The organism is Anaerobacillus sp. MEB173 (assembly GCF_052119505.1).
In the GTDB taxonomy this organism is placed as follows: Bacteria; Bacillota; Bacilli; order Bacillales; family JBJMAU01; genus JBJMAU01.
Genome location: NZ_JBJMAU010000025.1, coordinates 1 through 13477, shown reverse-complemented (window position 1 = coordinate 13477; position 13477 = coordinate 1). Strand labels below are relative to the sequence as shown.

The window sequence follows — 13477 nt, the reverse complement described above, 5'->3', positions numbered from 1 at the left end:
ATTAACCGTGACAGAACAAGTCGTATGTAAAAAGTCAGATCTTGAGCCAGGACAAATGATAGCGACCATTTTTGGAAAACAAAGCGTATTGGTTTGCCGAACATTAGACGGGGAATTTTATGCCTATCTCAACCAATGTACCCATCAGGGTGCTCCTCTCGATAAAGGAATAATTTGTGGGGCCACTACTGATAAGAGTACACCAGGAGATTATCATTACTGCCGGGAAGGCGAAATCGTCCGTTGTCCATGGCATGGCAGGGAATTTGATATTAAAAACGAAGGTAAATTGTTAGCCACTCCTAACAAAAAACTACCTAGCTTCAAAGTAAAAGTAGAAAATGAGGACATCATTGTCTATAAATAAAACCTTTCATTGTTTAAAGGAGGAAAGGGACTATATGGAAATCAAAAAAATGTTCATAAATGGAAAATGGGTTGATGCTATTAGCGGTCAAACACGTGATATTATTAATCCATTCAACCAAGAAGTTATTGCAACTGTTACAGAAGGCAATGCGTCAGATACAAAAGCAGCGATTGCCGCAGCACGAAAAGCATTTGATCAAGGTGATTGGGCAAATGCACCGGCAACGGAACGTGGTGCGATCGTTCGTAGAATTGCTGAACTCATTGAAAGAGACAAAGAAGAATTAGCTAATCTTGAATCATTGGATACTGGTAAAACAGTCGAAGAAAGCCGCGTTGACATGGATGATATTGCTGGGGTTTTTCGATATTATGCAGAATTAGCTGATAAGGATGGCGGGGAAATGATTGATTCCCCTATTCCAAACACTGTAAGTAAGGTTGTTCGTGAGCCTGTTGGTGTTTGCGGACAAATCACACCATGGAATTATCCATTGTTACAAGCTTCATGGAAGTTGGCACCAGCTTTAGCTACTGGTAACACGCTAATTATGAAGCCAAGTGAAATCACACCCCTTACGACAGTGAAAGTTTTTGAATTAATGGAAGAAGCCGGGGTACCTGCTGGAGTAGCTAACCTTGTTCTAGGTGCTGGTCACACAGTCGGTGCAGAACTCTCCGAAAATAAAAATGTGGAACTAATTTCCTTTACTGGTGGAATTGAAACTGGAAAGAAAATTATGCAAGCAGCTAGTGTGAATGTAAAAAAACTTGCCCTTGAGCTCGGCGGAAAAAATCCTAACATAGTCTTCGCTGATGCAGACTTCGAGACCGCCATTGACCAAGCCATGAACGCCGTATTCTTTCATGCAGGTCAAATTTGTTCAGCTGGAACTAGACTTATAATAGAAGAAAAAGTTCATGACAAATTTGTTGCTGCACTAGTTGAACGAGTGAAAAACATTAAACTTGGCAGTGGTTTTGATGAAGACACACAAATGGGGCCACTGATCTCAAGAGAGCATTTAGAAAAAGTTGAAAACTATGTTGAAACAGGTATACGAGAAGGGGCAACGCTTGTTGTTGGTGGTCAACGTCCAGAAGATCCAGCTCTTCAAAACGGATTCTTCTATTTACCTACTATTTTTACGGATTGTACATCCAGTATGAGTATTGTTCAGGATGAAGCATTTGGTCCAGTCATTACAGTTGAAAAGTTCACAACAGAGGAAGAAGCGATTAAACTCGCTAATGATTCCATCTATGGACTTGCTGGTGGTGTATGGACAAACGATATCGCCAAAGCAGAACGTTGTGTCGCTAAAATGCGGATGGGAACCGTTTGGATCAACGATTTCAACCTCTATTTCCCTCACGCACCATGGGGCGGTTTTAAACAGTCGGGTATTGGCCGTGAATTAGGGAAGCTTGGTTTAGAAGAGTACACAGAAACAAAACATATTTTACAAAATTTAAAGCCGGAACCTATTAATTGGTTTTAAAAACAGCTATTATGTAAAGGTCAAAAGCTTTTTCATAATGGATGAGGTTGTCTCATACATCGGATATAATAATGTAGAGACAGCCTTTTTATTATCTAAGGAAGGGATTCGTAATGAACAACAAAAGTAGGAAACTTCAAGACCAACTATCAAACCTTAATCAAAGAAATATCCAAAAAGATGTGATAGCTGGACTCACCATTTTTACCATCCTTGTTCCACAAGGGATGGCATATGCTATGCTGGCAGGTCTTCCTCCTCTTATGGGGTTATATGCTTCAACGGTCCCTCTATTTCTTTATGCTTTGTTTTCTTCTTCAAAGCATTTGTCGATCGGTCCTGTCGCAACGACTTCCTTACTTGTCTTTACAGGGGTTTCGATATATGCAGAACCGAATTCAGCGAATTATATCTCACTTGTATTAACTCTTACAATCATGGTAGGGGGAATCCAGCTTTTATTTGGTCTTTTTAAAGTAGGCTTTATTGTTAAATTTATTCCTCATTCTGTATTAAATGGGTATACGTCAGCTGCTGCTATTGTTATTGGAGCGAGCCAGATTAAGCATCTTCTAGGTGTAGATATTTCGAATCACTTACAAGTTCATCTTCAATTATTTGAATTCATTAAACATATTCATGAAATGAATCTCTATACTACCTTCATTGCAATAGGGAGTATTGTAATACTTCTCGGATTAAAAAGAATAAAAGGGATTCCCGATGCTTTTGTTATTGTTATTGTATCCATGGTACTTGTTTCATTTTTTCGCTTGGATGATAAAGGCGTTCAAATTGTTGGAGAAGTTGCGAGCGGATTTCCATCATTTTTTCTACCCAACCTTAGTCTAGTATCCATTCAGATGTTACTGCCTATGGCCTTTACCATTGCAATTGTTAGCTTTATGGAGTCGCTTGCAATTGCCAAAACGGTGGCACGTAAGGCAAAGTATAAGATTTATCCTAATCAGGAATTAAAGGCCTTAGGGCTTGCTAATATTGCCGGATCTTGTTTCCACTCTCTCCCCGTAAGCGGCAGCTTTTCTAGGACGGCTGTTAATAGGGAGTCTGGTGGTTTTAGCCAATTTACAACAGTAATTACAGGCATTTTTGTCTTGATAACGATCTTTTTCTTTACGTCATTCTTTTATTATTTACCTAATGCTGTACTTGCTGCGATTATCATTGTATCAGTATATAAATTAGTTGATATTAAAGAAATGAAACATCTATTTCAAGTCAATCCATTTGAGGGATGGACTTGGATCACGACTTTTATCATTACGTTATTTATAGGAATTCAGTGGGGCATCCTATTGGGCGCTATTTTTACTCTATTGCTTATCTTAATGAGAAGCACGCATCTCAATATTGTAGAGTTAGGTTATTTAGAAACGAAGAAGGCTTTTCGAAATTTAAATCGCTATCCAGAAGGAAATACGCTGGAAGACGTGTTATTACTTCGAATAGATTCTACCTTACACTTTGCCAATAGCTCAGTTTTAGATGAAAAAATAAAGGGATTTCTTCGACGTAAACCAAAAGCAAAATGGGTTTTAATTGATATGTCAGGGGTTAATGATATAGATACCATATCGGTTGAAACGCTAGGTGAAATCATTGAGTATTACCAGCAGGAAGATAACATCAAGTTCTTATTCGCTAATATGAAAGGGTCAATAAGAGATAAAGTAAATAAAGCTGTATGGAGAAGTAACTATACAGAGTCCATAAACTTATCACTAGAAAAGATGTTAAAAGAAAAAGGATTCAACTATAAGAAGTCACGAAAAATGACATCGGATGTATTAGATTTTCAAATATAATGAAGAGGCATAGAAAAAGAGGCATTTCATAAAAGTTTACTGAACTTTGAACTGCCCCCTGTCAATTAGACAGTGGAAATAATAAAAATGATCTAAGCGGCTTTAGCTCTATATTCCATAGGGCTAAGGCCGTTTAATCGTTTTTGGTATCTATCATGATTATAAAAATCGATATATTCATCTATCGCAAGAGAAAGTTCCTCAAATGTCCTATACTTATGTAAATAATACTTCTCACATTTCAGTGTTCCAAAAAAAGATTCCATTGGTCCATTATCAATACACCGACCAACTCGTGACATACTTTGTGTCATCTTCGCCGCGTCTATCTTTCAGCGCTTCATCTCCGCCATCTTCATACTTCTTAACCCATTGATAGACTTGTTGATAAGAAACATTATAAGTATTAGCTGCTTCTTGATAATCTTTTCCGTTCCCTAAGCAATCAAGTACAATTTGAATTCGTTCTTCCCAGGTCGTTTTTCTTCCCTTAGTCATAGAGCTCGTCCTTCCTTGTGACGTATCTTTTAATTCACTATGACTATTATACTTCTTTATCCACTTTTGGAGGACGGAATGACTTGATATTTCATACTTTCTGACAACCTCAAGTAAAGAGTATTTACCAGACAGATAATCACTAACAGCTAAAAGCTTTATATCCTTCGTGTACTTCTTCCAAGTTGAGGATTTTTTAAGACCTTCAGAACCAAATGTATCAAAACTATATTTCCATTTCCTAATTGTGGGTTCACTAACCTTATACTTTTTAACGATCTCCGCCAAGGTAAATGATCCATCTTCCCATGCCTGTAAAACTTCAATTTTAAAATTCGGAGTAAAAGATCTTTTAGACATAAAAAAATACTCCCCTTTAGTAGTACAGATTTTTATTTTTTAATCTGTCTACCTAAAGGGGAGCATATCACTTATGAGATGCCTCTTTTTTAACTAAAGCGATTCCTTCAACCTTGGTTGCAATCGTTGCAATGACGGCATAAAGGCTTTTCTGTTTTTCGTTCTTTTTAGGACTCTGTCTAAAAATAAAAATAATTTTGCAGAGCTACATGTATCAGATATTTTCAGTAATAGAATATTTAGTTCGTTAATTTTGATGGCTTCACATCGGCAGGAATTGGGCATTCATAAGGAGTACCGTTCAATGTTTCTTGTAATTCCTGTTTTGCATTATCGATGATTTCGTTATTTCCCAACGCTTTTATTGCTGTTAAAGCAAGAACTTTTGAGACTTGAAGCAGCCCTTTATGAGCGATGGATGATGTACCTTGTGCGACCATTTGCCAGCTATGAAGTGCAGTACCTAGTGCACATGTTGTCATCATGCATTGAGCTGTTGGTGTAATCCAGCTGACGTCCCCTACATCGGACGAACCTGGTAAAATCGCATTTGATTCATACTTCGGGTAAATTTCCTCTGTTAAATACTGACCTTCAGAGACCTTAATGTTTTCATTTGCAATTGCGATAAGTTGTCCAGCATTACTTTTTTCATTTTGAGCTAACGTATTCCAAATTTCATTAGCATAATCTTTTTCATCAGCTGAAAACTCTGGCAGACCAACTTCAAGCAGGCTTTCATACATCGTTTTTCCTAACACTTTGTTTGGAATATAATTAGAACATGCTTTATCGAAGACAACCTCTACTTCAGTTTCAGTCATTAAGGCTGCACCTTCTGCAATTTTTATTACCCGCTCATAAACTTCTTTTGTTTCTTCAATTTCCGGAGCACGAATCAGATAAAGTACTTCTGCATTTGCCTGAACAACATTTGGCGATATACCTCCTGTGTTGGTAATTGCATAATGAATACGTGTTTCAGGCTTGACGTGTTCACGTAAATAATTGACGCCCACGTTCATTAATTCAACCGCATCTAACGCACTACGACCTAAGTGAGGTGAAGCTGCGGCATGGGAGCTTTTCCCTTTAAATTTAAAATACGCTTGAATATTTGCTAGAAAGCTAGAAGCAATCACTCCTGTATGCGGACCAGGGTGCCAACATAATGCCATATCTACATCGTCAAATACCCCTTCTCTAGCCATAAACGTTTTACCTGAACCGCCTTCTTCCCCCGGACAGCCATAGAAACGGACGGTTCCTATAAGATCATGTTCTTCCATGTAGTTTTTTAAAGCGATCGCTCCAGCAAGCGTCCCTGTTCCAAGTAAATTATGTCCGCATCCATGACCATTCTCACTATCCTTAACCCGTTCTTTATAAGCGATATTTCCTTTTTGGCTCATATCCGAAAGCGCATCATATTCACCTAAAAAGGCAATGACTGGCTTTCCTTTACCAAACTCTGCTACAAAGGCTGTTTCAATATTGGCAATACATTCTTTAATACGGAATCCCTCTTTTTTAAGTGGTTCTATTAATAATTTAGTAGATTCATATTCTTCAAAACGAGTTTCCGGATGACTCCAAATTTGATCACTAATGCTAATCCAATTATCACGTGTTTTTTCGATAAAATCATTCACCCACTGGTACTGGTTCATGTTGTTCCCCTCCTCTTTTACCAAAAATAAATAGTAAGATAGTAAAAATGGCTAATGTGGCAGTCATGAAAAGTAGTCCAGTTTGAACCCCGTATTCTATGAGAATTCCGAAGTTTATCGGGAAAAGAGCAAAACCTAAGACAGAGTTAAATGAATAACTTAGCGAATAATCGCTGAGGACTGGTGACTTAAATTCTGGGTCAACCATCTTTAGTAACAATAGTCCAGAAATAAAGACTCCAGTACATGTCCCTAAAACGGCTACACTTCTTTCAAACCAATACTCTTTAAAATAAAGCTTACACAAGAAATAAGCTAACATTGCGGTTCCAGCGAGACCAATAACAACCATAGTGACTAACGGTAATAAATAAGTGAAAACTGCTTGTACTGGCAGACTAATAATGGCAGCAACAACCGCAAATTCGGTAAGTGTTCCGGAAATTTTACCTTTTACTTTCGCATCGACTGACCAATCTAATCCTAATTTTTGCATTAGGCCCCAAACCGCATACATCATCAGAATCGCATATGCCCAAGCAGGAATTTGACCTAAAACCGGAACATTCCACACCTTTAAATAATGAACAGCTAGAATGGCTAAACCGCTCACACCAAGGATCAGTGCTAAATGATAAGCCAAGGTATCAACAGAAGAAGATTGCATAGATTCTTTACCCATGGATGCCTGTTTTTCAACATCCTTTTGGAATCCGACTTTCATTTCTTCCGGAATCGAATCAGTAGATTGAATGAAATTTGTATATCCTTTTCTTGCTGCTAAGTTGATGAGGACAATCCCAATTAAGATACCACCAATAATCCCCATTGTTGCAGTTGTAACAGCTACACCTTGTGCTGTTTCCCAATATGGTTGATTCATCCCTTGAAGCATGCTGCCGACGACTCCTGCTGTTCCATGTCCACCTGAAAAACCAGCCTGTAGCTCAGCACCTAGTGTTGCATATCCATTTTCCAACATACCTGTTATTTTGAAGAAATAATTCGTCCCAACACCAATAACATTTTGCGCTGTAGCAATTATGGCCAAAATGATAAACATAACAAACACATTTCTACTTGTATTTCCCTTTTTCGAACCCTTTTTTCCTTTAGCAGATTTCAAGCCAAGCGGTACAGAAGCAACGATTGGAACAATCAATAATCCAGGAAGTAAAGAAGCAATTGCCAGCCAATCTTGCGGGATTGGCAGAACTGCATAATTCCCTAAAACTATTGGTCCTAAAAGCAATCCGATAAAACCACCAATGACGGATGCTGGTAAAAACATTTTTTGAAAAAGAGGCACTTTCGCTCTTAGAAATGTACCTGCAAGAATGAAAAGGCTTAACAAAATGAAAGTCATAAAGATACCATTTAAAGCTTCACTTAAGATGGCTTTCTCCATATTCGTCACACTCCTTAATGTTAGTTTAACTTAGTTGTTTAGTTTCGGACATCTTTTGGACATCGTCTTAAAATGTATTATACAGGAATTTTCTAAAAACTCAATAACTTTTATAAAATAGTATTTTGTTGGACTCGCTCTTTATTTGAAAACTGATTATAGTAAAATAAGTGATAGAAGAATATAAAGGAGCATTTCAATGATTAATATTGGGATTATTACTGCAAAAAATACTATTGATACACTCAAGCCGATCTTTCAGTTGTTTCAGCAAGAGTGTGAATATGAATTTTTACCATATGAAAAGCTTCAAAATATTAAACAGATTTTTTTAAATAACAAACCGCTTTTTGATGGTTTTATCTTCGGAGGTCCATTGCCCTACTTCTATGTGGAAGACGTTATAAAACAATCCAGAAAACCAGTCGTTTATTTGGATATTACTGAAAAAGACTTTTATCAACACTTGTTTAAAGTCTCTCAAAAATATAAAGGGCTTGATTTTTCCAGAGTTTATATCGATTTTTTATGGGGAGAAGATCAGGCTCAAGAATTAGAAACTGTATTAGAAGATGAAAAACCGATGTATACACTTAAGAATGAAATTGATTTTAAAAATGAGCGGCTATATGAAGAATTTTTGGAGAAACATTTAAACTTATGGAGAGAAGGTTTAATTGATTTATCGATTACACGAACAGCTAATATTGTTGAAGTAATGAAAAAAAACAACCTTAACGTATATTACATTAGTATCACCAAAGACACAATTAAAGTGAAAATTGAAGAATTAATTACAAAAGTAAAATATGATCTCTTAAAGGATAATCAAATGGTTGTTGGTTATATCGAAAGTCCCACTGCCAGCAATATTTCAGAAAATGAATTGACCCAAATCTCGATCCATAAAGCCTTGTTGGAGTTTTCCACACAAAATAAACTTCAAATAAACATCCAAAAAAATAATAATATATTTGAAATCATTACGTCATTTGGAGACTTGCAGGAAATAACAAACCATTTTCATTATTGTGGGATGATTGGTTACTTAAAAGAAAATTTATCATTTGATGTCCATATTGGATGGGGAATTGGAATTACTCTGAGCCAAGCGCTTCAGCACGCTAAGCTCGCCTATCGCAAAGCAACATCCTATACGGAATCTTGTGCGTTTGTCATTGATGAAGATGAACGTTCAATGGGACCATTAGGATTTGAAGAACTAAATAATGATGACCATTCATTTAACACTTGGGAAGAAATTGAAGAATTAAGTAAACAAATGAATGTGTCTGCTACTCAACTTCAAAAAATACTAGCCACAATGACTCGTTTAAAAACAAACGAATTAACAAGTAATGATGTAGCGGAAGTATTAGGTTTGTCAGTGAGAAGTGCAAACCGGTTATTAAATCAACTTGTTGAGAAAAATCTTGCCAAAGTGGAGCAAAAAAAACAAAGCAGTGCACAAGGAAGACCATTAAAAGTTTATACAATTAGTCTTCTACCTTTTGAATGTAATTAAGATCAGTACTCGGAGAATCACAGACAAATTTTTTCGGTAGTTATTTATCTTTTTCTTGAAAAATTGCTTAATAAAAGAGATACCATAGTTAGGTGGTTAACATAATGCCCGTAACTACTTAACTATGTTTTTTATGCAGACTAGTTTATAATACTCTTATAATTTACTACGGAGGTTAGGGTTGTGAGTGTAAGTATAAAAGATGTGGCGCAGGCTGCAGGTGTATCCACCGCTTCTGTATCACGTGTATTAAGTGGCAAACCAGGTGTTGGTGAGGAAACAGCAGAACGAATACGTAAAGTGATTGAAGAATTGGGATATAAACCTAATTTAGGTGCTAGAGGTTTAGTTACACGGAAAACAGGTAATATTGCAATTGTAGTTCCTAGAGGTTCCTTTATACTAAACAATCCTTTTTTTTCAACTATCTTGGAAGGTATAGCAAAAGGTATTGATAAAACAGATTACAATATGTTGATGTCGTATACTTCTTTACAACAAAAAAAACTTTTACAAACTCAAGCTGTCGATGGTGTTATTCTTTTTTCACCTCGACATGAGGAACTCAGTCTAGAATGGCTCAAAAGTATTCAATTACCCATTGTTGTAGTTGGAAGTTATTTAGAAGATTCTCCATTTCCTTGTGTACGACCAGATGATGAAGATGGCATAAGACAAGCAATCAATGCTCTTTATGATCTCGGACATCGTGACATAGGGCTCGTTAACGGTCCCATGAGTTCCATGCATAGTGTAAGATGTTTTAATGGATACAAAAATACGATGATAGAACTTGGATTAGATTATTCTGATGAAAAAGTTTTAGAAATAGAGGAATTTGATATCTTTAAAGTGACAAAAGCAACGGATATATTCCTTAATAATCACAAAAAAATTACTGGAGTGGTTTGCGCTTCAGATTTTTTAGCTATAGGTGTTATTAAAGCAGCTACAACGATCGGTTTAACGGTACCTAGAGATTTATCTATAGTCGGGGCAGATGATGTTCCTATTTCCAATTTCTTAACACCTTCTTTATCCACTGTTCATGTCGATTTAGTAGGAATTGGTAAAAGGGCAGTTAAGATACTATTTGATATAATTGAAGGAAAACAAATTAGAAAAAAAGATGTAGTTTTTGAAATGAAATACGTCAATCGAGAAACAACTGCTACAGCAAAGACACATTAATTTTATGATTTTCCATAGCGTTTGTTCTCCACTGATACCAAACATTTTATGAACACTACTTGTCTTACTCTTTCAAATTTGGCAATATTATAAAACCACCTTCTATTAAACTGCACATTCGTATTATGGAGTACAGTATAATGGATGGTGGTTGTGAATTCCCCGTAATAATAAACCTACCCTCTTTTTGAATATTACAAATTCAGCTTTTCTTTATGACGGACTGTCGCTCAATTAGTTGCATCGGAAAAATTCTTTTAGTCTTTCTAAGTGTCTTTCCTTGTATAAGAGAAACAAGCATATCAGAAGCTTGCTTTCCCATTTCGAAAAGGTCCGTATCTATTGATGTTAATCCTGGATTTGAAAATTCAGCCATTACAGTATTACCAAAACCTATGACTGATAGTTTCTCTGGTATCGAAATACCATTCATAGAGGCTGATTTCATTACGCCTAAAGCTAAATTATCTGTAGCACATACAATGGCTGTAGATGAAAAGGACGGATCTGAGAATACTCCGTTCATGGTTTTAAAGCTTGAAGCCATGTCGAATTCTTTTGTTTCTATTATCATCTCGGGTGATACTTCCAATCCTTCTTCGTACATTGCTGTTAAATAGCCTTTTAAACACCTAGGACTTTTTAAAGATAATGAAGGCCCGTTTATTAAGGAAATATCTGTATGCCCATTTTGTATAAGGTGTTTTACTGCTTTGTAAGTTCCTTTTTCATCATCTGGACGTACAAAAGGATAATCTTTGGAGATTTCTTCATCGAGAAAATTTCCAACAACGATCGTTGGAATTTGAGCACTACCAAGCCAATCCAATATGAAATCTCCCTTCCTCGCAGCAAGTAACAAGACTCCATCAACAGAATGTGTCTCTATTAATCGTTTTTGTTGTGAAAGTGTGAAGGAAAATATTATATTATAATCCTCTTTATCTAAAACTTTTGAAACACCATGGAGTATTTGTACATAAAACGGATTGTCTAATACAATATTACTTTGTCGCGGAGAAACAATAGCAATGTTTCCTGTTTGCTTTTTAACAAGTCCTCTTGCCCCTAAATTAGGACGGTAACCCAATTCCATTGCCATTTCCTTAATTCTCTTAGCGGTATCTTCACCTACACCTGGTTTTCCACTGAATACTCGTGATACTGATGCAACAGATACACCTGCTGCACGTGCCACATCTTTTATACTTATACTCACAATCTTCTACCTCCGGAAAGTCATAGTATCTATTAAACTAGACCCACATATATTCTTTTGGGTTTTGGTCAAAAAACCAACAACCAAGAAGGGTAGAGTAAAAACTAAAAGATATTGATAGCGCTTTCGATTTTTACATATTTAAAACAAGTTTCTTGATAATTTCAATCAAAGCAAAAATTGTTAGTCCCAAAGCAAAAATATAACTTATAATCATGCAACTTTGTAAAATTCTTGGCGGTTTATATCCTTGATTGACATCTTTTCGAAACAATAATAAACACATAAAGAAACCGGCTACGGGCGTGGATATTGCTGTTGCTATGTTAGCTACATAGACTAATTGGACTGGCGATCCCCCAAAGCTAAAGCTGGCGATTGCAGAAATCAACAAGACAATTAAAGAACCCCAACGCACACTTTTTTCTTCTAGTCCAGTTGGTTTATCAAAGCCGGCATTTAATAATACAACTGCACGGTGAGTATTTCCTAACAACGAAGAAAATGCAGCTGCTAACAATGCAATCCCCATCATATATTTAGCGGCATTTCCCATAAATGGAACTAACATATCTGCCATTTGGGCAGGTGTATTAATAACTATTTGATTAGGGTGTAAGACAATCGCACCTACTAGGATAATCGCTCCAGTAACAAGTATTACACCAAGGATGTGTGCGATTGAATCAGTAAGCATTGCCCCATTAAAAAGATCTTCTTTTTTCCATTTCTTTTCGCCACTTAAATATGTACCATAAAGGCCTGTACTAATTGAAGCACTAGTACTGATAAATCCTAATGCCAATACCAAGCCTCCAATGGGGAAATACCAATTTGTAAAACCATGAGCCATAGCATTTACGTCAGGTCCACCAGTTTTAATTAATGTCGCATAAAAAGCAAGGATCAATCCTAGAATACAAATCATTGATATTTTTTCGACCTTTGAATAGACACCTTTAGAAAAATAACAATATACCAACACACCTAGCATCAATAGGGACCCTATTTTCCAATCAATACCAAATAACAAATTCATTCCTATACCTGTCCCTGAAATATTCCCTATGGTGAAGAATACACAAGAAAGAAAGGTGGCTACACCTACAACTTTTGCAGCTGAAGAACCATAATAATGTCGAATAGCATGAAGCGATGGCATACCAGTTAAAAGGGTTATTCGATAAGTTGTTAGTAAGAATGATATCCCCATAAAGGCGATCGGAATTAGTATCCATAGTAAAGAATAGCCAAATCCAGAACCTAACAGGGCAGCTGTAGTAATGGCACCAGGACCAATTACTACACCCGTTAAAATAATTCCAGGGCCGATCCGTTTTATTAATTCTTTAAAAGGGAGCTTTCCCGCCTTTCCTGTATTGACTTCTTTGGATATCTCTTTTGTAGCAACACTACTTTGATTCATAAGTTATACCCTTCCTTTCGCTTCGCTTAAGGCACAAAATGTAAAAAAATAGGTTTGTCATAAGCTTTTTTGGTTAACTGAACTAGTGCTTATCAGATATTCATCATACAAGTTAATGGTGAAACATTTAGAGCATATTTTTTATCGTTCTTATATCTTCTACCCTGCAACCCCACCAAAAATTTTAAGAAGGTGGTCGCAAAACACTGCAACCACCAAATAGGTAATTATGCTTTTACGTCTTCCTTAATTAAACCTACACTTAGTAAACCTTGACGAATTTCTTCTTTATCTTCCTTTGATAAAGGTAATACTGGACGTCTTGCTAAAGAACTGCTAATTAATCCACGTTGGTACATTGCTTCTTTCATGCGTAAGTGAGAAGTTGAAGACGGCTCATCCATTTTATAAATCGCATGTTTTAATTCAAAGATTCGGTCATAAACCGCATTCGCTGCGACTAAATCTTGGTTTTTCACACAC

The 13477-nt window shown here is 36.4% G+C and carries 11 protein-coding genes and 1 pseudogene; 5 read left to right on the top strand and 7 right to left on the bottom strand.

Annotated features, from left to right (window positions below; translation table 11 throughout):
- Positions 1–7: 7 nt before the first annotated feature.
- The 3 genes from ACJ2A9_RS22035 (at position 8) to ACJ2A9_RS22025 (ending at position 3697) form a co-directional block, all read left to right on the top strand.
- A complete protein-coding gene (locus tag ACJ2A9_RS22035; protein ID WP_441423858.1) occupies positions 8–367 on the top strand; it encodes a Rieske (2Fe-2S) protein in 360 nt (119 codons plus the stop codon).
- 34 nt (positions 368–401) lie between these two features.
- Positions 402–1871 (top strand): betaine-aldehyde dehydrogenase, encoded by a 1470-nt coding sequence (gene betB, locus ACJ2A9_RS22030; protein ID WP_441423857.1) that lies wholly within the window; start codon positions 402–404, stop codon positions 1869–1871.
- A gap of 113 nt (positions 1872–1984) precedes the next feature.
- On the top strand, positions 1985–3697 hold the full coding sequence (locus tag ACJ2A9_RS22025) for a SulP family inorganic anion transporter (RefSeq protein WP_441423856.1): 1713 nt from the start codon (positions 1985–1987) through the stop codon (positions 3695–3697).
- A gap of 92 nt (positions 3698–3789) precedes the next feature.
- Here the strand turns inward: ACJ2A9_RS22025 and ACJ2A9_RS22020 are convergent, their stop codons facing one another.
- The 4 genes from ACJ2A9_RS22020 to ACJ2A9_RS22005 all read right to left on the bottom strand — a co-directional run bounded on the left by ACJ2A9_RS22020 (position 3790) and on the right by ACJ2A9_RS22005 (position 7633).
- Positions 3790–3963 carry an IS3 family transposase gene (locus ACJ2A9_RS22020; RefSeq protein ID WP_441423885.1) on the bottom strand — a complete coding sequence of 58 codons (174 nt, stop codon included), beginning with the start codon at positions 3961–3963 and terminating at the stop codon, positions 3790–3792.
- 10 nt (positions 3964–3973) lie between these two features.
- The gene (locus tag ACJ2A9_RS22015; protein ID WP_441423855.1) at positions 3974–4555 is read right to left on the bottom strand and encodes a transposase; all 582 of its coding nucleotides are present in this window, start codon (positions 4553–4555) and stop codon (positions 3974–3976) included.
- A gap of 239 nt (positions 4556–4794) precedes the next feature.
- The gene (locus ACJ2A9_RS22010) at positions 4795–6225 is read right to left on the bottom strand and encodes a M20 family metallopeptidase (RefSeq protein WP_441423854.1); all 1431 of its coding nucleotides are present in this window, start codon (positions 6223–6225) and stop codon (positions 4795–4797) included.
- The gene (locus ACJ2A9_RS22005; protein ID WP_441423853.1) at positions 6200–7633 is read right to left on the bottom strand and encodes a sodium/glutamate symporter; all 1434 of its coding nucleotides are present in this window, start codon (positions 7631–7633) and stop codon (positions 6200–6202) included. Before ACJ2A9_RS22005 ends, ACJ2A9_RS22010 begins: the two co-directional genes overlap by 26 nt.
- A 199-nt stretch (positions 7634–7832) precedes the next feature.
- Here ACJ2A9_RS22005 and ACJ2A9_RS22000 point away from each other — a divergent pair, with 199 nt between their 5' ends.
- Together ACJ2A9_RS22000 and ACJ2A9_RS21995 are read left to right on the top strand one after the other, a co-directional pair.
- Positions 7833–9158: a hypothetical protein gene (locus ACJ2A9_RS22000; protein WP_441423852.1), complete on the top strand. Its 1326-nt coding sequence runs from the start codon at positions 7833–7835 to the stop codon at positions 9156–9158.
- 183 nt (positions 9159–9341) lie between these two features.
- Positions 9342–10349, top strand: a complete 1008-nt coding sequence (locus ACJ2A9_RS21995; protein WP_441423851.1) for a LacI family DNA-binding transcriptional regulator — start codon at positions 9342–9344, stop codon at positions 10347–10349.
- A gap of 202 nt (positions 10350–10551) precedes the next feature.
- Here the strand turns inward: ACJ2A9_RS21995 and ACJ2A9_RS21990 are convergent, their stop codons facing one another.
- From ACJ2A9_RS21990 to ACJ2A9_RS21980, 3 genes and pseudogenes are all read right to left on the bottom strand, one after another.
- Positions 10552–11568, bottom strand: a complete 1017-nt coding sequence (locus ACJ2A9_RS21990) for a LacI family DNA-binding transcriptional regulator (protein WP_441423850.1) — start codon at positions 11566–11568, stop codon at positions 10552–10554.
- Positions 11569–11701: 133 nt separating this feature from the next.
- Positions 11702–12994 (bottom strand): Nramp family divalent metal transporter, encoded by a 1293-nt coding sequence (locus ACJ2A9_RS21985; protein ID WP_441423849.1) that lies wholly within the window; start codon positions 12992–12994, stop codon positions 11702–11704.
- Between the two features lie 227 nt (positions 12995–13221).
- Positions 13222–13477: pseudogene (locus ACJ2A9_RS21980) on the bottom strand (dihydrodipicolinate synthase family protein); the annotation flags it as partial.